Annotated in this window: 22 protein-coding genes and 1 pseudogene; 16 read left to right on the top strand and 7 right to left on the bottom strand. The window is 44.2% G+C overall.

What is annotated here, in order from left to right:
• Window positions 1-124: 124 nt before the first annotated feature.
• Window positions 125-1,756 (top strand): hydroxylamine reductase, encoded by a 1,632-nt coding sequence (hcp, locus tag ACYVD3_RS18665; RefSeq protein WP_460643993.1) that lies wholly within the window; start codon window positions 125-127, stop codon window positions 1,754-1,756.
• An 81-nt stretch (window positions 1,757-1,837) separates the two neighbouring features.
• Here hcp and ACYVD3_RS18660 read toward each other — a convergent pair whose 3' ends face one another.
• Window positions 1,838-2,209, bottom strand: a complete 372-nt coding sequence (locus ACYVD3_RS18660) for a nuclear transport factor 2 family protein (RefSeq protein WP_460643992.1) — start codon at window positions 2,207-2,209, stop codon at window positions 1,838-1,840.
• Between the two features lie 140 nt (window positions 2,210-2,349).
• Entirely contained in the window at window positions 2,350-2,757 is a 408-nt protein-coding gene (locus ACYVD3_RS18655; RefSeq protein ID WP_460643991.1) for a cytidine deaminase family protein, read from the bottom strand.
• A gap of 276 nt (window positions 2,758-3,033) precedes the next feature.
• On the opposite strand from ACYVD3_RS18655, the gene ACYVD3_RS18650 reads away from it, so the two are divergent.
• The 7 genes from ACYVD3_RS18650 (at window position 3,034) to ACYVD3_RS18620 (ending at window position 11,166) form a co-directional block, all read left to right on the top strand.
• Window positions 3,034-3,222 carry a ferredoxin gene (locus ACYVD3_RS18650; protein WP_038279497.1) on the top strand — a complete coding sequence of 63 codons (189 nt, stop codon included), beginning with the start codon at window positions 3,034-3,036 and terminating at the stop codon, window positions 3,220-3,222.
• Between the two features lie 95 nt (window positions 3,223-3,317).
• Window positions 3,318-4,541 (top strand): DUF438 domain-containing protein, encoded by a 1,224-nt coding sequence (locus ACYVD3_RS18645; RefSeq protein WP_460643990.1) that lies wholly within the window; start codon window positions 3,318-3,320, stop codon window positions 4,539-4,541.
• 722 nt (window positions 4,542-5,263) lie between these two features.
• Entirely contained in the window at window positions 5,264-5,443 is a 180-nt protein-coding gene (locus ACYVD3_RS18640) for a hypothetical protein (RefSeq protein WP_460643989.1), read from the top strand.
• Entirely contained in the window at window positions 5,440-7,146 is a 1,707-nt protein-coding gene (locus ACYVD3_RS18635; RefSeq protein WP_460643988.1) for a methyl-accepting chemotaxis protein, read from the top strand. Before ACYVD3_RS18640 ends, ACYVD3_RS18635 begins: the two co-directional genes overlap by 4 nt.
• Window positions 7,147-7,293: 147 nt before the next feature.
• Complete coding sequence (locus ACYVD3_RS18630; protein ID WP_460643987.1) at window positions 7,294-8,082, top strand: shikimate kinase; 789 nt, start codon at window positions 7,294-7,296, stop codon at window positions 8,080-8,082.
• 432 nt (window positions 8,083-8,514) lie between these two features.
• Complete coding sequence (locus tag ACYVD3_RS18625) at window positions 8,515-10,392, top strand: urease accessory protein UreH domain-containing protein (RefSeq protein WP_460643986.1); 1,878 nt, start codon at window positions 8,515-8,517, stop codon at window positions 10,390-10,392.
• 219 nt (window positions 10,393-10,611) lie between these two features.
• Entirely contained in the window at window positions 10,612-11,166 is a 555-nt protein-coding gene (locus ACYVD3_RS18620; protein ID WP_460643985.1) for a DUF2318 domain-containing protein, read from the top strand.
• A 5-nt stretch (window positions 11,167-11,171) separates the two neighbouring features.
• On the opposite strand, the gene ACYVD3_RS18615 is transcribed toward ACYVD3_RS18620, so the two are convergent.
• On the bottom strand, window positions 11,172-11,531 hold the full coding sequence (locus ACYVD3_RS18615; protein WP_460643984.1) for a winged helix-turn-helix transcriptional regulator: 360 nt from the start codon (window positions 11,529-11,531) through the stop codon (window positions 11,172-11,174).
• A 230-nt stretch (window positions 11,532-11,761) separates the two neighbouring features.
• Between ACYVD3_RS18615 and ACYVD3_RS18610 the strand changes: the two genes are divergently transcribed.
• From ACYVD3_RS18610 to ACYVD3_RS18590, 5 genes are all read left to right on the top strand, one after another.
• Entirely contained in the window at window positions 11,762-14,242 is a 2,481-nt protein-coding gene (locus ACYVD3_RS18610) for a heavy metal translocating P-type ATPase (RefSeq protein WP_460643983.1), read from the top strand.
• 6 nt (window positions 14,243-14,248) lie between these two features.
• Window positions 14,249-14,971: a hypothetical protein gene (locus tag ACYVD3_RS18605; protein ID WP_460643982.1), complete on the top strand. Its 723-nt coding sequence runs from the start codon at window positions 14,249-14,251 to the stop codon at window positions 14,969-14,971.
• Between the two features lie 23 nt (window positions 14,972-14,994).
• On the top strand, window positions 14,995-15,204 hold the full coding sequence (locus ACYVD3_RS18600; RefSeq protein WP_460643981.1) for a copper ion binding protein: 210 nt from the start codon (window positions 14,995-14,997) through the stop codon (window positions 15,202-15,204).
• A 161-nt stretch (window positions 15,205-15,365) separates the two neighbouring features.
• Window positions 15,366-16,073 (top strand): response regulator, encoded by a 708-nt coding sequence (locus tag ACYVD3_RS18595; RefSeq protein ID WP_460643980.1) that lies wholly within the window; start codon window positions 15,366-15,368, stop codon window positions 16,071-16,073.
• Window positions 16,070-17,455, top strand: coding sequence for a HAMP domain-containing sensor histidine kinase (locus tag ACYVD3_RS18590; protein WP_460643979.1), 1,386 nt, complete (start codon window positions 16,070-16,072; stop codon window positions 17,453-17,455). The genes ACYVD3_RS18595 and ACYVD3_RS18590 overlap by 4 nt, the downstream gene beginning before the upstream one ends.
• 190 nt (window positions 17,456-17,645) lie before the next feature.
• Here ACYVD3_RS18590 and ACYVD3_RS18585 read toward each other — a convergent pair whose 3' ends face one another.
• Both ACYVD3_RS18585 and ACYVD3_RS18580 read right to left on the bottom strand, forming a co-directional pair.
• Complete coding sequence (locus ACYVD3_RS18585) at window positions 17,646-18,107, bottom strand: cupin domain-containing protein (RefSeq protein ID WP_460643978.1); 462 nt, start codon at window positions 18,105-18,107, stop codon at window positions 17,646-17,648.
• Window positions 18,108-18,364: 257 nt separating this feature from the next.
• The gene (locus ACYVD3_RS18580; protein ID WP_460643977.1) at window positions 18,365-18,952 is read right to left on the bottom strand and encodes a hypothetical protein; all 588 of its coding nucleotides are present in this window, start codon (window positions 18,950-18,952) and stop codon (window positions 18,365-18,367) included.
• A 146-nt stretch (window positions 18,953-19,098) separates the two neighbouring features.
• On the opposite strand from ACYVD3_RS18580, the gene ACYVD3_RS18575 reads away from it, so the two are divergent.
• From ACYVD3_RS18575 to ACYVD3_RS18565, 3 genes are all read left to right on the top strand, one after another.
• Entirely contained in the window at window positions 19,099-19,308 is a 210-nt protein-coding gene (locus tag ACYVD3_RS18575; protein WP_460643976.1) for a hypothetical protein, read from the top strand.
• 88 nt (window positions 19,309-19,396) lie between these two features.
• The gene (locus ACYVD3_RS18570) at window positions 19,397-19,813 is read left to right on the top strand and encodes a YbaN family protein (protein ID WP_460643975.1); all 417 of its coding nucleotides are present in this window, start codon (window positions 19,397-19,399) and stop codon (window positions 19,811-19,813) included.
• On the top strand, window positions 19,803-20,093 hold the full coding sequence (locus tag ACYVD3_RS18565) for a DUF4491 family protein (RefSeq protein ID WP_460643974.1): 291 nt from the start codon (window positions 19,803-19,805) through the stop codon (window positions 20,091-20,093). The genes ACYVD3_RS18570 and ACYVD3_RS18565 overlap by 11 nt, the downstream gene beginning before the upstream one ends.
• 592 nt (window positions 20,094-20,685) lie before the next feature.
• On the opposite strand, the pseudogene ACYVD3_RS18560 reads toward ACYVD3_RS18565, so the two are convergent.
• Window positions 20,686-20,802: pseudogene (locus ACYVD3_RS18560) on the bottom strand (DUF5680 domain-containing protein); the annotation flags it as partial.
• 123 nt (window positions 20,803-20,925) lie between these two features.
• Window positions 20,926-21,249, bottom strand: coding sequence for a DUF5713 family protein (locus ACYVD3_RS18555; RefSeq protein ID WP_460643973.1), 324 nt, complete (start codon window positions 21,247-21,249; stop codon window positions 20,926-20,928).
• Window positions 21,250-21,338: the final 89 nt, after the last annotated feature.

The following is a 21,338-nucleotide window of genomic DNA, read 5'->3' as shown; positions in this document are numbered from 1 at the left end:
TATTAAAGTTCGTTGTAATAACAACAGACAGGATTCTCCGGTAATGGTATCCTCTATAAAGAAAGCAAGAGCACGAAAAAATAGTGCTGTGCATAGAAAACTTACAATTAGGAGGTAATGGAATATGAGCATGTTTTGCTATCAGTGTCAGGAGACAGCGAAAAACACAGGTTGTACCATCAAGGGTGTCTGTGGAAAGAATGAGGAGGTCGCAAAGCTTCAGGATCTGCTCATTTATGCGGTAAAGGGTATTTCTGAAATTGTTGTAAAGACAAAAACCGATGTTTCAGAGATCAACACTATCAATCATGAGGTACTTACAAGTCTCTTTATTACGATCACAAACGCAAACTTTGATGCAGATGCAATTGAAAAGCAGATCGTAAAGGTTCTTGGATTAAGAGACCGGCTTGCAAAAGATACGGGCTACGACGGAAACCAGGATGCCGCGGTATTTACCGTGGATTCCAGAGAATCCATGCTTTCCAAGGCTTCCCGGGTTGGGGTTCTTGCTACGGAAAATGAAGATGTCCGTTCTTTAAGAGAACTGATCATCTACGGAATTAAGGGACTGGCTGCTTACACAGAGCATGCCTACAACATTGGGAAAGAGGATGTGTCCCTTTATTCCTTTATGTACGAAGGACTGGCGGCAACTCTTGACGACAGCCTTACAGCCGATGATCTGGTTGCTTTGACTTTAAAGACAGGTGAATACGGAGTAAAGGGAATGGCTCTTCTCGATGAGGCCAATACATCCCGCTATGGCAATCCGGAAATCACTTCCGTTAATATCGGCGTCAGAAAGAATCCCGCCATTCTTATTTCCGGCCATGATTTAACAGATATGGAACAGCTTTTAGAGCAGACAAAGGGAACAGGAGTGGATGTTTATACCCATGGAGAAATGCTTCCTGCCCATTATTATCCGGCATTTAAGAAATATGACAACTTTGTTGGTAACTACGGAAACTCCTGGTGGATGCAGGTTGGCGAGTTTGAGTCCTTCCACGGTCCGATTCTCTTTACCACAAACTGTATTGTTCCTCCAAAAACTCCTGAAGTTGCAGGCAGAATCTTTACAACAGGTGCTGCTGGCTTCCCAGGATGTCCAAACATTCCTGCGGATGAAAACGGAAAGAAGGATTTTTCGGCGATCATTGAGATGGCAAAGAATCTTCCTTCTCCTGATGAGATTGAGACAGGCAGCATTGTAGGCGGTTTTGCCCATAATCAGGTACTGGCACTTGCGGATAAAGTGGTTGATGCCGTAAAGTCAGGAGCCATTAAGAAGTTCTTTGTTATGGCCGGCTGCGACGGAAGGATGAAATCCAGAGAGTACTATACAGAGTTTGCAAAACAGCTTCCAAAAGATACCATCATTCTTACGGCAGGCTGTGCAAAATACAGATACAACAAGCTGGAGCTGGGCGACATCGGCGGAATTCCAAGAGTTCTGGATGCGGGACAGTGTAATGACTCCTATTCCCTGGCAGTGATCGCGCTGAAATTAAAGGAAGTATTTGGTCTTGATGATATTAATAAGCTTCCTATCGCTTATAACATCGCATGGTATGAGCAGAAGGCAGTTATCGTACTTCTTGCCCTGCTTTACTTAGGAGTGAAGAACATTCACTTAGGACCGACATTACCTGGATTCTTATCTCCAAACGTTGCCAAGGTTCTTGTTGATACCTTTGGAATCGCTGGAATCGGCACAGTAGAAGATGATATCGAATTATTCATGAACGCATAATAAACGGATACCGGCATAATAAAAAGGGGATGCTGCATTGCTGACGAGAGTTGGTTTTGCAGCATCCCCTGCGTAATGCCCTTATTTTTCATAGGGAAAGTAATGTTCTGCTTTTGATTTAAATTCTTTCAATGCTTTAATCATTTTATTATCATCAAAATCAATAATAGAAACTCCATCAAATCCATCTACTGCATTGTTATAATTGCATTTAAAATACCATTCCACAACAGTTGTATTTCCTTCGGAAACAAACTCCTTAATCCTCCACTCTAAAACGGTTCCCACTTTGTTCCAGTCAGCAAACCATTTTAAAATCTGTTGGATTCCATGGTATTCCGGGCCATAACATTCGCTGTATATAATATCATTTGAAAAGACCGTTTTAAGTATTTCTGCATCTTTTTCTATCCATGCCTGAAAATAGTTTTCGACCAACATTTTATTCCACATTTTTCACTCCCCCAATTTTAATTATTAGTCACATTAACTTGGCTAAAGTTTATTTCTCAACATATATTTTCTGTCATTTTGTGAATATCCCATAGTCCTTGTATTCCTTCAATTTCCCGGTATATCCTTATCATACTCCGTCAGGTTTGGTTAAAACGGCTGTCAGTCCACCAATTGGGGCATAAATCGCCAAGCTTCACTGTTTCTAAAGTATCATTATCCATCAGCACATCAATGTCTTTGCTGTCCTTACCAAGCTGCATCATAAATTCTCTGCAAGCTCCGCAGGGTGGTCCGACTTTTCCGTCAGGCATAATTGCAAGGACTTTAGTTATTTTACTTTCCCCATTGGTTATCATATTTGCAATAGCATTGCGTTCAGCGCACATCCCAAGGGAAGAACTTGTATCAATACAAACCCCGACAAAAATATTGTTATTTGCTGTTAATATAGCGGCGGCAACTCCGCCTGCTTCAATAAACGGTGAAATTGTTCTTGAATTTTGAACCTGTTTAGCCCTGTTATACATTTCATTCCATATGTTCATCAATTTCTTCTCCTTCATCAAATATGAATTCCCTTGGAATCAGCATTAATTGTTATGAAAAAATGTACCACATTTCTTCCTTTATTTCCACACAATTATCCGAGTCTGCCAAGCATTTTACAGATTTTTCCATTAAAAATGGAAAATGTTGTAACTACAACAGACAAGAAGCCATGGCAATGATATTCTGAAAAAAATAAAACATATCTTTGTAAATGGATAATTTGTAAAAAAATTACCAACAATAAAGATATCTTTGGGAAAGGAGTTGTTGATATGAAAGCAACGGTAGATAGAGAAGGCTGCATTGAATGCGGATTATGTGCATCAGTCTGTCCGGAGGTATTCCGAATGGGCGATGACGGGCCTGCAGAAGCATATGTTGATGAAGTTCCCGAGTCTGCGGAACAGACAGCGGTAGAAGCGCAGGAGGGCTGTCCTGTTTCGGTAATAACAGTAGAATAGTCAATAAAGGCGCCTCCTTCTGTGGAAATGATCAAATGATCGAACAGAGGGAGGTGTTTTTGTACAAAAGGCTTTGCTGTCTGAGGAGGAATTATATGAGTGAATATATTAACAATCGTGAAATGAGACAAAACGCAATAAAAGAAATTATTAAAAAACTCCATGAAGGAAAATCGGTGGAAGAAGTAAAGAAGCTGTTTGAAGAGGCTTTTCACGGCGTATCTGCCTCTGAAATTTCTGCGGCTGAGACTGCCCTGATCTCGGAGGGCCTTCCGGTGGAGGAAGTGCAGAAGCTTTGTGATGTGCACGCCGCAGTTTTTAAAGGTTCCATTGAGGAGATCCACCAGCCGTCTGATCCCACCTTAATTCCCGGACATCCCTTAAACATATTGGTGAGAGAGAATGAGAAAATTGCTCATATCATTGAAAATGAAATCCGCCCGTATCTGTCCCTGGAAAAGATGGAGGGCAAGGAGGAGCTTTCAAGGCTCAAACAAGGCGTAAGCCGGTTAAGGGACTTATCCGTTCATTACGGGAAAAAGGAAAATCTGCTGTTTCCCTATATGGAGAAATATGGAATCACCGCCCCTCCCAAGGTTATGTGGGGAGTGGACGATGAGATCAGGGACCAAGTAAAGGAAACAGTGGAAATCCTTCATAAGGACCCGAAGCTTAACGAAGCCCTGGTGCAGAAAATTGAAAAATTGCTGGAAAAGATCACGGAAATGATTTTTAAAGAAGAAAACATCATGGTTCCCATGCTTTTAGAGCAGCTTACTCAGGAAGAATGGAAGACAATTGCCGATGAAAGCAAGGAAATAGGTTTTATGATCGATCATGTGCCCCAGTGGAATCCTGCCGCAAAAGACAAGGAAAAGGAGAGCGGGGAGGAAGAGAAAAAGGCAGAGGAGCCAGGTCTTATAAAGCTTCCTTCAGGAGAATTTCAGGTGGAAGAGCTGACAGCCATGTTGAATGCGCTTCCCTTTGACATCACCTTTGTAAATAAGGATGATGTGGTGAAATATTTTTCCGAAGGAAAAGATCGGGCATTCCCAAGAACAAAAGCCATTATCGGCAGAAATGTTTCCAACTGCCATCCCCCGGCAAGTGTCCACATTGTGGAACAGATTGTGGAAGATTTTAAAGCCGGAAGAAAAGATCAGGAAGATTTTTGGATTCATATGGCTGGAAAATATATTTTTATCCGCTATTATGCGGTGAGGAGTCAGGAAGGAGAGTATCTTGGGGTGCTGGAGGTGACTCAGGATATAAAACCAATACAGGAGATCACCGGAGAAAAAAGATTGATTTCAGAATAAAAAACACAAATGTAAAAAAATGTCCGGCCAGAGGCCTTTAAGCCCTGGCCGGTTTTTGAATTCATCCTCTGGCTGGGCCTGGGAATCATTTTTCTGGAATACATAAAAATATACTAAAACCTGGAAATGAGACGTGAAAAATTTGTTTCGTTTGTATACCAAATTAGATAAAAAGGCGCAGTATATTTGGTACTGCGTTTACAATTATATGTATATTTCGACAATATTCATTATACAACAGAAAAATATTATTTGTCAAATATCAAGTAAACGAATAATTGCACCATTAAAAAAGAGTTTTTATATGAATTTTCGTACTAGATTGCAGGTGTTTTTCTAAAAGTTTATATATGAGCCGTCAATCTCATCGTCATTTGACGGGGCAATGTATCTTCTCTTTCCTTTGGATCAATAAAAAAATATGCTGTATCTGAAGTTTTCTTAAGAAGAAACCATAATCCCAAAGGGGAAGATTCTATTGCATCAAATGATTGGATCAGGAATTAATAGCCGTCTGATTCTCCGTCATGGAATTGAAAAGTCCCATAAATATCACCTTAAACCCCCTTAAGACGCAGTACCAAATATACTGCGACTATGTTTTGGCTTCCACGGTACATACAGCATTCACCATGCACTTTTTTAATTCAGGATCAATACATTATCGTAAATGGGATTATTAGGCCCTGAAATTTAAGAAGGTATTGCCGGGGAGGTCAAAATTGTACGGTATTATTGTGAAAAAAAAGACATATAGTTTAGCCTTTTACAGATTGTGTTTCTGGCTTGGCTGGTTTAAAGAGTGTTTTATATCTAATAAGGATAGAGCCGCACTCCAGGATGGGGAAGCAGATTGTCCGATTTTTAATAATACAAAAGAGAACTGGGAGGAAGTAAAATGAAAAGCTTTAAAGATTTCAGTATTTCACGGAAATTGTTGACGGGTTTTTTAAGCCTGACGCTTATTATGCTGCTGGTGGGAGGCGCAGGGATCGCCGGACTGGCCAGGATCAGCCAAATGGACACTTATTTGTACAAAGAGCAGACGGCTCCCATGAAGGAACTGATAAAGGCTGTTGGAAGCCTGTATCAGTTCCGGGTGGATTCCAGAGCCATGGTAATCTATGCGGGAGACGTTCAAATGCTTGATGAGTTAAAGCAAAGCTTTGATCTTGAATCAGAGAAGTTTCTCACCAGTACGGCGACCTACCGTAAGACCATCACCAATCCTGATTCTCTTACCCTGCTGGATGAAACGGTTTCCCTGTTTAACAATTCTTTTAAGCCGGCGGTGGAGAAGTGTCTGGAAGTGGCAAAAGCCGGTGATGAAACTGCTGCATGGGATGCGCTTTTTCAGGAAACAAGCAATATCCAGAAAATGTTTGATAATTTCAATCTGCTCATAGACAATCGGATGGCTGAAGCCGGGGACACAAATGAAGTTAATAATGCGACTGCATTGTGGCTGACTGTTGTTCTGGTTCTTTTTATTGTGTTTGGAGCCGGTATGGCCATATTTTTAGGGACAAAAATTTCAAAGATGATCAGCCAGCCAATCGGACAGGTGGTGGATGCTGCCAACCGGATTGCATTAGGCCATGTGGATGTGGAGTTTCATGATATTGATTCAAAGGATGAAACCGGTCAGCTTGCCAATTCTTTCACTAAAATGATTGAAAGCATTGGAAAACAGGTAGATGCTGCAGACAGGATCAGCAACGGCGATTTTACCAGGGAAGTGCCTCTTCGCTCTGACCAGGATATCCTTGGGCTTGCACTGCAGAAGATCAGAAGGGATTTAAACCAGACCCTTTTATTGATAAGCTCTTCCTCGGAGCAGGTCAATGGGGGAGCAGAACAGGTTTCCTCTGCGGCACAGGCTCTGGCCTCCGGCACAGCCGAGCAGGCGGCTACCATTGAGGAACTGAATGCTTCCGTCGGCAGCGTAGCAGGACAGACGGAGCAAAATGCGAAAAATGTCCAAAGGGCTGCGGAGTATGTTGGGCAGGCCGGGGCAGGAGTGAATGAGAGCAACGAATACATGCGGAAGCTTAACAAAGCGATGAAAGAAATCGGGTCAGCTTCTGATAAGATATCAAGCATTACAAAGGTGATTGAAGACATTGCCTTCCAGACAAACATTCTTGCCCTCAATGCGGCTGTTGAATCCGCCCGTGCGGGAGAAGCCGGCAAAGGGTTTGCAGTGGTCGCAGATGAGGTCAGAAACCTTGCAGGAAAATCTGCGGAAGCAGCCAAGCAGACCTCCGATTTAATCTCACATTCGGTTACAAGCGTTGCAGAGGGTGAACGGCTGGCAGATGAAACAGCAAAGGTACTTCAGAAAGTCGCAGAAAAGGCGGTGCTTGTGGAAAAGGCGATCAAGGAGATAGAAGAATCTTCTTTCTATCAGGTGCAGGCAATAGAGCAGATCAACCAGGGCTTATCCCAGGTGTCTGCAGTTGTCCAAAATAACGCTGCAACCGCAGAAGAAAGCTCTTCTTCCAGCGAAGAACTGGCTGCCCAGGCACAGATGCTTCAGCAGGAAGTGAGCAGGTTCCGGCTTTTAAAGGAAGATTTTAATTTTACCGGTTCCCATTTGAGATGATGAAACACCCGCCGGTGTACCTGTATGCCCAAAGGGCATGGGCGGGAACGATGAAAAGAAACGGAAAGAATTGCTTTACAGCTTGCCTCCATGTTATGTATAATGTAAAAAATATAAGGAACGATAGGATAATTATGGAGAGACGATATGAGAGAGCTGAATGAAGTGAGAAAAGATTTGGACCGCTGTGATACGGAGATTTTAAAGCTTCTGATACAGCGCCTTGGCTGCGCGGCGGAGATCATGGAATACAAAAAGGAACAGGGGCTGCCCATCTTTCAGCCGGAAGAGGAAGATATCCAGCATGAAAATCTGCTTGCAGCCATAGGAGATCATTCTTACTGCACTGAATTATTAAGGATCTTTAAACAGATCCATGAGGAAAGCAAATGTGTACAAAGCAAAAGCCTGTTTGATCATAACATTGCTTTGATCGGGTTTATGGGAACAGGAAAGAGCACGGTATCCAAATATTTGAAGGATATGCTGGCCATGAACGAGGTGGATGTGGATGCCATGATCGTGGAAGACCAGAAGATGCCTATCAAGGATATCTTTGCACAGTACGGAGAGGAATACTTCAGGAACTGCGAAAGCAGTGCGATCCTCAGCCTGCAAAGCTGCCGCCAGACCATTATTTCCTGCGGCGGCGGTGCTGTGATGCGTGAGGAAAATGTAAAAAATCTCAAAAAGGGAAGCCTCATCGTGCTTTTGACTGCCAGCCCTGAGACCATATTGGAACGGGTAAAAGATGATGGCGGGCGTCCGATCTTAAATGGAAATATGAATGTGGAATTCATAAAGGAGCTTATGGCAAAACGTAAGGATTTTTATGAAAAGGCCGCGGATATCATCATAGAAACGGATCAAAAAAATGTCCGGCAGATATGCGAAGAACTCATGGTTTCCCTGGTGAAATTTGAAAACCAGGGATAAAAGGTATACCGGCTTCATGGAGCCGGTATATTCTTATAAAAAGGCAGGATGAAAACACTTTGGAAGGACAAGTATGAGCTGGACGTTTCCATGGGCTTTATTGGAGCGCTCAAGGGAGAAGTGATTTACCGCCTTTCCCAGGCAGAGTGATTTTAAATACATAAGTAACACGTGTATATCATTTGAAAGAACGGTATACGCGTGTTTTTTCGTATCAGCCTGTGGTTCAGCCTGTTTTGCTGGGGCTTACGTTACATGCCGGATCAGGCCTTTCGGTGAATTTTAAACAGTCTTTTTTCGCCGTCTTATTCCCTGGCGAAACAGTGCATAAAAATTTTAAAAGGATTTTGCCTGAAAAAAATTCTCATCTACACAACTTCTACAAATCGTCCTGCTATTCTTGACTTCAGAAATAAAAAAGGAGGACAGACGATGGGATCTGCTGTAAGAACCAAAAAGATACGAATCGGCGGGATGACCTGCATAAGCTGTCAAAATAAAATTGAAAAAAAATTGCGCAATACGGCTGGAATCGAAAAAGCGGAGGTGAGCTACAGCGCCGGAACTGCTGTCATTACTTTTGATACGGATATTATTTCGTATAAAAGCATTGTAGGGATCATTGAAGGTCTGGATTATCAGGTATTGACGGAGCATGAACAAAATGGACCGGATACCAGCCGGGCCATAGGGATCCTGCTTATCATTGTTTCCCTGTATATGCTGATCCAGCAGTTGGGACTTTTAAATCTGCTTGTCCCCAGCCAGTTGGCAGATGAAAAGATGGGCTATGGAATGCTGTTTGTCATCGGCCTTGTTACTTCCGTTCATTGTGTGGCAATGTGCGGCGGCATCAATTTGTCCCAATGCATTCCCCACAGCGGAGAAGCGGTTTCCCAAAAGAGCCGTTTTTCTACATTTAGACCAACCTTTCTTTATAACCTGGGACGGGTGATCTCTTACACTGTGGTAGGCTTCCTGGTGGGAGCCTTGGGCTCTGTGGTTACCTTCTCCAATACCCTTCAGGGAGTTTTAAAGCTGGCTGCGGGAGTGTTTATGGTCATCATGGGTATTAATATGCTGGGGATTTTCCCATGGCTTCGCAGGCTGAATCCAAGGATGCCCAAAATCTTTGCAAGAAAAATTGACAAGGAAAAATCGAAAAACAGCAGCCCTCTGATCGTAGGTCTTTTAAACGGCCTCATGCCCTGCGGTCCTTTACAGGCCATGCAGATCTATGCATTGTCTACGGGAAATCCCTTTTCCGGCGCTCTGTCCATGCTTCTGTTCAGCCTGGGTACCGTACCTCTTATGTTTGGGCTTGGCGCCCTTTCCTCAGCCCTTGGAAAGAAGTTTTCAAGCAAGGTCATGACAGTGGGAGCAGTGCTGGTGGCGGTTCTGGGTATGTCCATGTTTTCCCAGGGGTTAAACTTATCGGGATTCCAGGCGCCGGTCTTGTTTTCCAAGGGAGGAAACAGCGCCTATGCTGCCGGAGAGCAGGAGAAAAAGGCTGATACAAAAATAGAAGACGGAGTGCAGATCATAAACAGCACCCTTTCTCCCGGAAAATATCCTAACATCAATGTTCAGAAGGGGATTCCGGTAAAATGGACCATTGATGCGCCCAAAGGAAGCATAAACGGCTGCAACAACCGGATGATCATCCGGGATCTTGGCATTGAATATTCTTTTAAAACCGGAGAAAACGTCATTGAATTCACTCCTGAAAAAACAGGAAAGATCTCTTATAGCTGCTGGATGGGAATGATCCGTGGGACCATCTACGTGACGGAAGAAGGAGATGCAAAGAACAGCACAGACTCTGAAGAGCAGGGCGTATTAAAACAATATGCGCCGGAAGAGCCGGCAGCCGCCGGTTATACGATTCCAACAGATGAGATCGCGGTTGGGGAAGATGCCACCGACGAGTACGGAAACAGCATTCAAAGGATCACCATGGAGCTTACGGATGACGGCTTTAAGCCAGCGGCTGCAGTGGTAAAATCCGGGGTTGATGTGGAATGGAATATCATTGACAATACTTCTGATTCCACCTATGGGACGGAGCTTCTTATTCCCGATTTTACAACCCAGCTTCCTCTTAAAAAGGGAGAAAACAACCTGTATTTTACACCGGCAGGAAGCTTTGATTTTTCCACCGGGGACAATGCCTTTTATGGGTATATCAAGGTGGTGGATGATTTAAATAACTTAGATATGGACGGAATTAAGAAAGAAATAAGCAGCTTTAAGACCCTTATCTGGCCAGAAGATACCTTCCAGGGAGCAGGCGGTTCCTGCTGCGGATAAACAGAGATCTATCTGTTTAAGTGAAGAGACCCCTTTTAATGATACCTCTGTATTCTGAGATGATGGGCAAGAAAGAGGAAAGGAGAACTGATTTATGAGTTTATTATTGAGCCATTGGCACTGTATCCTTCCGGTTTTTGGTATTATCATAGCAATGTTTTTTATGAGAGACAGACAGAAAAAGGATTAATAAAGTTCAAATTCAGGAGGTACATTTTCATGTTACAGAAATTTCAGATCAAAAACGACAGGAAAAACCGAAGGAAACCCAGTCCGCTTTTAATAAGGCTGACGGTGCTTGTGATAGCTGCCGCAGCCTTAACCGCCTGCGCTCCAAAGGAAAAGGCGGAGAAAACAGAAACGGCCCAGGCAGCGGCAGAAAGCGGTCAAAAGGCAGGGCCAGGAGAATCGCTTGTGATTCCTGTAAAAGATATCTCAAGTACAGCTAAATTTTATCCTGTTGATGTAGACGGCACCCAGATGGAGGTCCTTGCGGTCAAGGCTCCGGATGGCACGGTCCGGACGGCATTTAATACCTGCCAGGTATGTTATGATTCAGGAAGAGGATACTATAAGCAGGAAGGAGATGTTCTTGTATGCCAGAACTGCGGGAACCGCTTTCCTATGAACCGGGTAGAAGTGGAGGCAGGGGGCTGCAATCCCTGGCCTGTTTTTGACAAAGATAAGACCGTGACAGACGAGTCCATCACGATCTCTTATGATTTCCTCAAGGAATCCAAGGAGATATTTGCCAACTGGAAGGCTTCTTATTAAAAAACTTAAGTGGGAAATTTCATGGAGCAGCTTACTGTAAGGCCATTTTGGCTTAAGTAATCTGCTCCCCAGTTATACATGGCTTCCAGAATAGGACGGATGCTGGTTCCCAGATCAGACAGGGCATACTCCACTTTTGGCGGCACTACCGGATACACGGTGCGGATGATCAGATGATCTGCCTCCAGTTCCCGCAACTGCTGGGTGAGCATTTTAGGCGTAGCCTGGGGGATGAGCTTTCGAAGCTCCCCAAACCGAAGGGTATTGTTGATCAAATGCCATAAGATGAGGGCCTTGTACTTTCCCCCGATCATATCTAATGTGGTATCTACCGGGCAATTATTATTTGCATGGTCGCAATTCATTAAGACTTCCTCCTTTAGTATCATTTTGGGTACTATATAACAAAAAAGTGCATACTTGCAAATTTCACAATTACTGCCATAATAATAACATGGGTCCTCGAAAAATTCAAGATAACAGGATAGCATATTTTTGGAGGCCATGGAAAAAATTAGTATAGCAGTGATGATTGCCGACGCCGAAGGGGACGCCTTAAGGACGAGGCAGTAAAAAAATAGTGAGGTGAATCAGAATGGAAAGTCAAATTTTAAATATAAGAGGCATGACCTGTGCAGCCTGTGCACAGAGAATTGAAAAAACAGTACGAAAGCTTTCCGGTATCAGTCAGGCTACTGTAAATCTGGCAAGTGAAAAGCTGTTTGTGGAATATGACAGCAGCGCCCTTGAGCTTTCCGCCATAAAGGCAGCAGTGGCAAAGATCGGGTATGAGGTAGTGGAAAAGTCCGAAAATGCCAATGTGACCATACCCATCGGAGACATGACCTGTGCTGCCTGCGCCCAGCGTGTGGAAAAAGCCGTGGGAAGGCTGGAGGGCGTGGTAAGCGCATCGGTTAACTTTGCAACGGAAAAAGCCACGGTTACTTACGATCCCCAAAAGATCCGTATGTCGGCCATACGGGCAGCCATTGAAAAAGCGGGCTACAAGGCTCTGGAAGTGAATAAGGAAGATGCAGCAGATGAGGACCGTGCCCGCAAACAGCGGGAGATCAAGACTCTTTGGACGAAGTTCATCGTGTCCGCAGTGTTCTCCGTGCCCCTCCTCTACGTTGCAATGGCACCCATGATCAAGTTCATCCAACTGCCCTTCCCGGCAGGGATCGCCCCTATGGAGTATCCCCTGCTTTATGCTCTGGTAGAGCTTTTGCTGGTGGCTCCGGTCATTGGTGTTGGTTATAAATTCTATACCATTGGTTTTAAAGCCCTGTTTCAGAGAAGTCCAAACATGGATTCCCTGATCGCTGTAGGAACCACGGCTGCTGTTCTTTTCAGCCTCTATAACATGTTCCAGATTGCGGAAGGACATTTCATTGCAGTGGATTCCCTGTATTTTGAAACGGCGGGAGTCATCATCACCCTGATCCTGCTGGGAAAATCCCTGGAGGCTGTTTCAAAGGGCAGAACCAGTGAAGCCATCAAAAAGCTCATGGGCCTTGCTCCCAAGACGGCAATTATTGTGGAAGACGGTGTGGAAAAGGAAATTCCTATTGACGAGGTAGAAATCGGTGATATGATTTTAGTAAAGCCTGGTGAAAAGATCCCGGTAGACGGAACCGTGTTAGGCGGCCACACTGCCATTGATGAATCCATGCTCACCGGTGAAAGCATGCCGGTGGATAAAAAGGATGGGGATCAGGTTTATGCCGCATCTTTAAATACCACGGGAACCATCCGGTTCAGAGCGGAAAAGATCGGCAGCGATACCGCCCTGGCTCAGATCATCAAGCTGGTGGAAGATGCCCAGGGATCAAAAGCCCCCATCGCACAGATGGCTGATATTGTTTCCGGATATTTCGTTCCTGTAGTTTGTGTGATCGCTCTGCTTTCCGGTATTGCATGGTATATCGGCACCGCCGGAGATTTGAAGTTTGCCCTTACCATATTTATCTCAGTTCTGGTCATCGCCTGCCCCTGTGCCCTGGGTCTTGCAACACCCACTGCCATCATGGTGGGAACAGGAAAAGGTGCGGAAAACGGCATTCTGATCAAGGGCGGAGAAGCACTTGAGACAGCTCATAAGATCAACACCATTGTATTTGATAAAACAGGCACCATTACCGAAGGGAAACCAACGGTAACCGATGTTCTGACCGCAGAAGGGCTTTCCAAGGAGCTGTTACTGCAGCTTACGGCTTCTGCAGAAAAAGGCTCTGAGCACCCCCTTGGTCAGGCAATTGTCCACGGGGCGGAAGATGCAGGCCTTACCATATTGGCAGCGGAATATTTTGAGTCTCTAACCGGACGGGGAATTGAAGCGAAGATCAATGGGGAAGATATTCTTGCCGGAAACCGGAAGCTGATGATTGAACGGGACATTTCCTTAACAGGAATGGAAGAAGCGTCGGACCAGTTGGCAGGAGAAGGAAAAACGCCCATGTATGTGGCGATTAACGGCAACCTGGCCGGTATTGTAGCCGTTGCAGACGTTGTGAAGGAATCCAGCCGGGCGGCCATTGAACAGCTCCATAAGATGGGCATTGAAGTGGCCATGATCACCGGAGACAATAAGAGAACCGCAGAGGCCATTGCAAAAGAAGTAGGAATCGACCGGGTGCTGTCCGAGGTTCTTCCTCAGGATAAGTCCGATGAGGTGAGAAAACTGCAGGCCGAAGGCCGCAAGGTAGCCATGGTAGGTGACGGAATCAATGATGCTCCTGCTCTGGCCCAGGCTGATATCGGCATTGCAATCGGTTCCGGTACGGACGTAGCCATGGAATCCGCTGATATTGTTCTCATGCGTTCTGATTTAATGGATGTGCCTACAGCCATCAACTTAAGCAAGCAGACCATCCGCAACATCAAGCAAAACCTTTTCTGGGCGTTCGGTTATAATGTGATCGGGATCCCCATCGCTGCAGGGCTTTTGCATCTGCTCTTTAACGGGCCCCTTCTTAACCCCATTTTTGCGGCGGCAGCCATGAGCTTAAGCTCTGTTTCCGTGCTGACCAATGCATTGCGGCTGAAACGATTTAAACCAACCACAGGAACGAGGTGACCGGATATGAACAGGAATGGAAAAATAATTGCAGCAGTGGGAACAGCCGCTGTTTTGGTAGCGGTGATTGTGGCAGCGGTTGTAAAGACAGCCGGAGGAAACTTAGATGTAGTGGGAAAAGAGTCCGTTACATCCTTTGAAGCGGTTTTAAATACGGTTCCGGACAATGTGAAAGCTGATGAAACCAATGCAGGCTGGTCCTTAAGTGCACCCGATGGCAGCGTACGCTTCATCTGGAGTGAGGATTACAGCAGGAGCGCTCTTCATGACGTCATGCTGGAGCTTGATGCGGCCCCGTTTGTCAGTGCAGGACTTGATGCCGAAAAGCTGCCGGAAAATTACGCAGCCTATGAAGGAATGCTGATGGTAGGAACTAAGCTGGGAACCGATCAATCGGTTTATAAGGGAGATATCACTCCTCTCACCGCCTATGAGCAGATCGTAAATAAGCACCGTGATTCGATCAACTACCATATGGACCTTGACCACTATGGGGTAAAGCTGGGAGACGGCAATATGTTTGAATGGGCAAAAAATATGGAAACAAATACCGTAAAAAATCAAGATCAGGATAAGGATATTGTTTTTGTATTGAATCCCGAACCCCTCATTGAAGCCGGTGTTGATCCGGAGAAGGTGGAAGGCTGGGTATATGCGCCGGTTTCTGTAATGGAAAAGGGAAAGACTTTGGAGGTCTATAAGTTTTTAAAACCTTTTAATTTAAAATAAAAAATCATACGGAGGTAACTCAAATGGCAAAAACAGTAATAAAGGTAGATGGAATGGCATGTGAACACTGCGTTAAGGCAATCACAAATGCGGTAGGTGCTTTATCCGGCATATCCGGTGTATCGGTGGATCTGGAAGGAAAAACAGTAACTGTGGATCATGACCCGGATCAGGCATCCGCCCAAACCATCAAATCTGAAATTGAAGACCAGGGCTATGATGTTATTGAGTAATAAGTAGAGAGGACGGGGACCGCGAAGTGGAGCGGTTCCCGCCTTTCATGTTTTATTTTATAATGAGCGCAAGAGAGTGAAGATGAGCTTGCTCATCGGCGCAAAGGTTGAATGCCGGTCATGAACCCCAGGTTCATGATATAACAGATAGAGGTGCTAGGATGCTTAAGTGCAGCAAAAATGTACTGGTTGTGGATGACGAACCTAAAATACTGGAGGTGGTCTGCCTGCTTTTGGAAAGCAAGGGATTCCGCACATTCCCTGCAGAAAACGGCAGGAAGGCTCTGGAAATATTTGATTCGGAAAATATTTCTCTTATTATTCTGGACCTTATGATGCCGGATATTTCCGGAGAAGAGGTGTGCATGGCCATCCGCAAAAAATCCAGGGTCCCCATTATCATGCTGACCGCCAAGGTGGATGAAAGCGATGTGGTGGAAGGCCTGGGACTTGGAGCAGATGATTATGTGGTAAAGCCCTTTGGCTTAAAAGAACTGTATGCCAGGGTAGAGGCTGTTCTCCGCCGGACGGAAAGTGACCTGGTGCCCCTTGTCAAAAGGAATTCCTGGAGAAACGGGGATCTGGTGATGGATTTTGAGAAAAATGAGGTCAATAAAAAGGGAGTCAGCCTGACTCTTACACCAAGCGAATTAAAAATCCTGTCCGTTCTCGTCAAATACCCGGGGAAGGTCTTTACCAGAGAAGAACTGATCGAGGCGGCTTTGGACAAAGGTTTTGCCGGATATGACAGGGCCATTGACAGTCACATTAAGAATATAAGGAAAAAGGTGGAGGACGACCCTAAGAATCCGGTGTATGTGCGGACCATCCCAGGGCTGGGATATAAATTCGGAGGGGATGGAGAGTGAAGAGCTTAAGAAAACAGTTATCCCTTTCTATTTTGCTGACGCTTCTGATTACCATTGGGCTGATCGGCCTTCTTTCCAACTGGTTTATAAACCGGGAATTTGAAAAATACATCACCCAGTTGGGGCAGGAGCGCAGGGAAGATATCGTCGATGATTTAAGCAGGCAGTACGATGGTTTTAAACGGAACTGGAAGCTGGACTACGTTCATGCCATCGGTATGAATTCCCTGTATGACGGGTATATTGTGAAGCTCTACGATGCAGGGGGAAACATGGTGTGGGATGCGGAAAACCATGACGTGAGCCTTTGCGGGCAGATCATGAATGAAATTTCAGCGAGGATGGAAGAGAGGGGCACTGTGGGCGGCTTTATAGACCACACCTATGAGATCCATCAAAATGGAAAAAAAGTGGGGTCTGTCTCTATTAAATATTACGGCCCGTTTTTCATGAACGAGGCTGATTTTAATTTCATCAACGTCATGAACACGGTGCTCCTGGTCATTGGAATCCTGTCCAGCGCCTGTTCCGTGGTGGTAGGGTGCCTTCTTGCCCGGAGAATATCCCGCCCCGTCACAAAGACTGCTTATATTGCCAAACAAATATCAAAGGGCAATTACAACATCCGGTTTGAGCCTGGAACAAAGATACGGGAGCTTGATGACCTTGCAGACGCAATCAATCATCTTTCTGATGCTCTCGGAGACCAGGAAAAGCTTCGTAAACAGATGACCGCGGATGTGGCCCATGAGCTGAGGACGCCTTTGACTGCCCTGGGATCTCATTTGGAGGCCATGATAGAGGGTTTGTGGGATCCGACGCCGGAACGGCTGAAAAGCTGCCATGAGGAGGTAAAGCGTCTTGGGACCCTGGTTGAGGACCTGGGGCAGTTGGCAAAGATGGAGGGTGAAAACCTGATTTTAAATAAATCCCGGATTGATCTGCTGGAAATCGTCTGTACGGTGTCAGATACGATGAAGGGGGAAATCAGCAAAAAGAACTTATCCCTTTCCATAGAAGGCGGACCGGTCTTTGCTGAGGCGGATAAAAACAGATTCAGCCAGGTCGTTGCCAATCTGCTTTCCAATGCCGTCAAATATACACTAGAGGGCGGAGCCATAGGGATCCAGGTATCTGAAACGGACCGGTGGGGGATCGTTAAGGTTAAGGATACGGGAATAGGGATTCCGGAAAAGGAACTTCCATTGATCTTTGAACGTTTTTACAGGACCGACAAATCCCGGAACCGAAAATCCGGAGGCGCCGGTATCGGTCTTGCCATTGTCAGATCCATTGTTGCCGCTCATGGGGGAACTGTGACGGCGGAGAGCGTGCAGGAGCAGGGAAGCTGCTTTACGGTAAGCGTTCCAAAGGAAGGCTGAATGAGAATCTATCCGTGATTTAAAAACAAAAAACTACCAGTATTGTGCTGGTAGTTTTTTGTAACCAAGGGGAAGAAAGTTAATCAAATAAGGGAAGACTTAAAGGAGTATAAAGAGGGAAAGTCCCTATAAAAGGGAGGAGCCGGCAAGATCGGGAAAATCTTGCCGGCTGTATGAAAAAAAGTTTTATTTAAAGGCTGTTTTCCATGGTGGAATCAGGGATTCTTGTCCTTTGAACTGTACCCAATTCATAATTGGGAGGGGCATAGAAAGATGATATTTTAAGTGGCCCAGTACCGATATTAATAATGTTATGCCATGTGCCGGCAGGTACAAAAACAACATAATTAGTAAATGCCAGGTATTGTCCGTACATTGAAAATTTATCTGCACCTAGCTGAACCAAGCCTAAACCGTCTTCTATCCGTAGAATCTGGTCATGATTAGGGTGGACTTCCATACCAATAATTTCACCTACAGGAATGTTCATCAGAGTGACCTGTAAATAAGTTCCTGTCCATAAAGTCGAACGGAAATTATCATTTTGTTCTGCTGCTTTGTTGAGATCAATAACAAAAGGGTTTGGTCCATAGTCAGCAGGGAAGGTTGGTATTTTAGCAGCATCATGATTTGAGTTTTCAGAATTAGACATGCAGTTAGTCACCGCTTTTATATTTTATACTAATATATGTGTTATAAAAAGCTCTGTTATCAAAAATTAGAAATTTCAAAAAAAAGAGAGGCAGAATTGAAATTATTGCTGCATTATCCCGGCAGCGGGAAACGGATTGTTTCCTGGATTATGGGGAATCGGCCAGATCACCGCCAGAGCAGATGAGGCTGAAAAATCAAGATAAAACAAAAAAACCAGCAGGCTCACCGGGACCTGCTGGCAATATTAAGTAATATTTATAATGTTTGGATATGGAATGCTTCCGCTTGACGGGGGATATCTCCGGTTTGAATATCGGAATGAGTCACGTTTACTAATAAACCAGGGCGCAGCGAACGAAAAGGAACCGGGTTGCCATTTTTATCGCGAATAGTAGATGTACTGCCGATATTAAATTTTATCTGACTATCTGCATCATCAGGGTCTCCAGTATAAAAAATAAAATCATTGATATCTACTTTTGCGATTCGATCTGTAGTAGAGTTCAGTGGTGGTTGATTGTATGTTCTTACAACAATTAAATATGCGTTAGCTTGTGGTGGAATGCGCCTTTCCATAATCGGCGAAAATATGGAGTCTATCCACATGCCTTCCTGGATGTCACATAAGCACATACGCTGGCCGAAGGAGTTCAGAATGTCAGTATCAAAGCTTACATTGAGCCTTAAAGAGTCAGTCACAGTTTCATTTACTTCAGGCCTGGCGTAGATAATGCTTAGATATCCGGTAGTTCTGCTGCGGATAGAAACTTCTGTAACCATTGCGTTTTCAACTTTCAGTATTCGTCCCAGTTGTGTGATTGTACCTAAATCGCTTATGCGCATTTATGGCCTCTTAAGGATTTTTATTTAATCTTTATAATATATGCGGAATTTTAAATTTTACAACAAAGACAGAACAAAGTACTTGACTTAGGGTTGACTCTAAGTAGTAGACTTGTTTAAAATAATAAAGAAAGCAGGGAATTTATATGGAGTATGTAAAACTTGGAAACACCGGCCTGGACGTATCTCGGCTCTGTCTTGGCTGTATGAGCTTTGGCGATCCGGAAACATGGGTTCATAAATGGACGCTGGATGAGGAAAACAGCCGCCCTATTATCCGGAAGGCCCTTTATGTGGCGGAAAAGAACGGATGGACCAGGTGTCTTAATAAAAAGATCACCGGATGTCTCGAATAATCATATGGCAGCTCCAATACTATTTTATAAATGATATACAGCCGGGCGATGATAAACAGCAACAGGAATGAACAGGAGGTCTTATTTATTGAAAAAAGCCATATATATTTGTATTGGAATTGCTGCCATGGTCCTGGGGGCCATTGGAACGGTTCTGCCGGGTCTGCCTACCACTCCGTTTTTGCTGCTGGCTTTGTTTTGTTTCACCAAAGGTTCTGAGAAACTTAATTGCTGGTTCAGAGGCACAAGCCTGTATGAAAAATACGTAAAACATTATGAGTACGACCGGTCACTTACAAGAAAGCAGAAGTTTACCATTCAGGCGGCCGCAGGGGTTATGATGGCGATCTCTTTTATATTAACTGAAAATACGGTCATACGTCTGCTTCTTGCAGGAGCTTTCCTTCTGCATAATTATGTTTTTATTTTTGTCATTAAAACGCGGCAGGCGGATAAGTCGGAAACAACTATAAATGAATTGGCTGGTGACAAATATGAATTATGAAGGAATCTTCATTGGTATCGGAACGTTTCTCATCATTGGATTATTGCATCCGGTTGTTATTAAAGCGGAATATTATTTTAGCAGCAGGATCTGGCCGGTTTTTCTGATGGGGGGAGTGGTGTGCATCGGCTTATCCCTTGTTTCTGCCGGAAGGATTCCATCGGCGCTTTTGGCAGTCCTGGGCTTCTCTCTTTTATGGAGCATCAAAGAGCTTGCGGAACAAGCCAATAGGGTGGAGAAGGGGTGGTTCCCTGAAAATCCCAAGAGGAAAAGAAAATGACATGCAAAAAGACGACCCGTTAAGGATCGCTTTTTGAGGTGAAGAAAACAGTCGTTTACGAAAATGCTGAAAGGGAAGAACCCCGCTGCCGGGATTCCTTTTTTCCGTTTTGATGATTAAGTGCAGGTAAACATATCGATACGGTTTAGTGAAATTCCGGTATATGACCAGCCAAATCTTCGATCCCATCGGAAACCTGCCACGGTATTCGCCCAGATCTGGACGGGGAAAAACCAAAACTCCTGTCCGTTGCTTAACCAGACATAAGTAAATCGTCCAATACAATTTCTCATAGATCCAGGACTGACCATTTTAGTTCCGGCGCGCATTTGTGCAGGCTTTTGGGGAGTCCTTGATGGCGGAGGTCCCATAGGCATCGGGCCACCCGGGGGCGTATTATTAGGTGGGAATGGGGGCATAGTTTTACTTCCTTTCCGGTTGTTGATAGTAATATTATATGAGCCATGGGGAAAGTAGTTGCCATGAATCGGGCGAAAAATCAGGCAATGCCAGTTGGGATATGATCAAGGGCTGCTCTTATCCGGACAAACTGTTAATGGTTTGTGAAGACAGCCCTGCTATGATCATTATTTTACTTTACGATTCCCTCGTGAAAATAGCACTCGTAGATCTGTAAGTCTTTATAATATATTTCTTCATATCCCTGATACCATTTGAAATCTCCACACACCTTGCAGTTATAAAAATAATCGTTTTCCTGACTAAATTACTGCATGAAAAAACTACTAACTAAATACTGATAGTTAGTAGTTTTTGATCTACATTATTAAATTTGTATTTGCTGACTTAGCTTTATGCTTATAACCTCGTTTTACCAGTCCCGATTTCTTATAGCAGTTTCCACATCAATATCAATGTTAAAATGCTTCAAAATATGCTCAACAGTTTGCCCTACAGAGTCTCTTGCTACTGTTTCAAATTCGCTATCATTTTCGTCAAATTCATCTGTTAAAACATTTATACCTTCTGTCATGCTATCAAATCTTGACTGAATGTCGTCAAGGCTATGTTCTCCTGATTCCAAATAATTAACAACATCAACTATAAGGGCCTTGACCTTATCAACTAAAAAATTGGGGAAATATCCATCTTCATACATCCAAACTAAATACAGCGATTCATCAAATTTTTCCATATGGTTAACCTCCACTATTATAAAAAGTATGCAATTATAACTGCTTAACAAAATTCTGATATACTTTATTAAATAATACAACAAACCTT

The organism is Lacrimispora brassicae, from assembly GCF_054772055.1.
This window is presented reverse-complemented; position numbering and strand designations above follow the sequence as displayed.

Coding starts and splice junctions, on each gene's coding strand:
- hcp (WP_460643993.1), top strand. CDS start 125: ATGAGCATGTTTTGCTATCAGTGTCAGGAGACAGCGAAAAACACAGGT.
- ACYVD3_RS18660 (WP_460643992.1), bottom strand. CDS start 2,209: ATGTGGAATAAAATGTTGGTCGAAAACTATTTTCAGGCATGGATAGAA.
- ACYVD3_RS18655 (WP_460643991.1), bottom strand. CDS start 2,757: ATGAACATATGGAATGAAATGTATAACAGGGCTAAACAGGTTCAAAAT.
- ACYVD3_RS18650 (WP_038279497.1), top strand. CDS start 3,034: ATGAAAGCAACGGTAGATAGAGAAGGCTGCATTGAATGCGGATTATGT.
- ACYVD3_RS18645 (WP_460643990.1), top strand. CDS start 3,318: ATGAGTGAATATATTAACAATCGTGAAATGAGACAAAACGCAATAAAA.
- ACYVD3_RS18635 (WP_460643988.1), top strand. CDS start 5,440: ATGAAAAGCTTTAAAGATTTCAGTATTTCACGGAAATTGTTGACGGGT.
- ACYVD3_RS18630 (WP_460643987.1), top strand. CDS start 7,294: ATGAGAGAGCTGAATGAAGTGAGAAAAGATTTGGACCGCTGTGATACG.
- ACYVD3_RS18625 (WP_460643986.1), top strand. CDS start 8,515: ATGGGATCTGCTGTAAGAACCAAAAAGATACGAATCGGCGGGATGACC.
- ACYVD3_RS18620 (WP_460643985.1), top strand. CDS start 10,612: ATGTTACAGAAATTTCAGATCAAAAACGACAGGAAAAACCGAAGGAAA.
- ACYVD3_RS18615 (WP_460643984.1), bottom strand. CDS start 11,531: ATGAATTGCGACCATGCAAATAATAATTGCCCGGTAGATACCACATTA.
- ACYVD3_RS18610 (WP_460643983.1), top strand. CDS start 11,762: ATGGAAAGTCAAATTTTAAATATAAGAGGCATGACCTGTGCAGCCTGT.
- ACYVD3_RS18605 (WP_460643982.1), top strand. CDS start 14,249: ATGAACAGGAATGGAAAAATAATTGCAGCAGTGGGAACAGCCGCTGTT.
- ACYVD3_RS18600 (WP_460643981.1), top strand. CDS start 14,995: ATGGCAAAAACAGTAATAAAGGTAGATGGAATGGCATGTGAACACTGC.
- ACYVD3_RS18595 (WP_460643980.1), top strand. CDS start 15,366: ATGCTTAAGTGCAGCAAAAATGTACTGGTTGTGGATGACGAACCTAAA.
- ACYVD3_RS18585 (WP_460643978.1), bottom strand. CDS start 18,107: ATGTCTAATTCTGAAAACTCAAATCATGATGCTGCTAAAATACCAACC.
- ACYVD3_RS18580 (WP_460643977.1), bottom strand. CDS start 18,952: ATGCGCATAAGCGATTTAGGTACAATCACACAACTGGGACGAATACTG.
- ACYVD3_RS18575 (WP_460643976.1), top strand. CDS start 19,099: ATGGAGTATGTAAAACTTGGAAACACCGGCCTGGACGTATCTCGGCTC.
- ACYVD3_RS18565 (WP_460643974.1), top strand. CDS start 19,803: ATGAATTATGAAGGAATCTTCATTGGTATCGGAACGTTTCTCATCATT.
- ACYVD3_RS18555 (WP_460643973.1), bottom strand. CDS start 21,249: ATGGAAAAATTTGATGAATCGCTGTATTTAGTTTGGATGTATGAAGAT.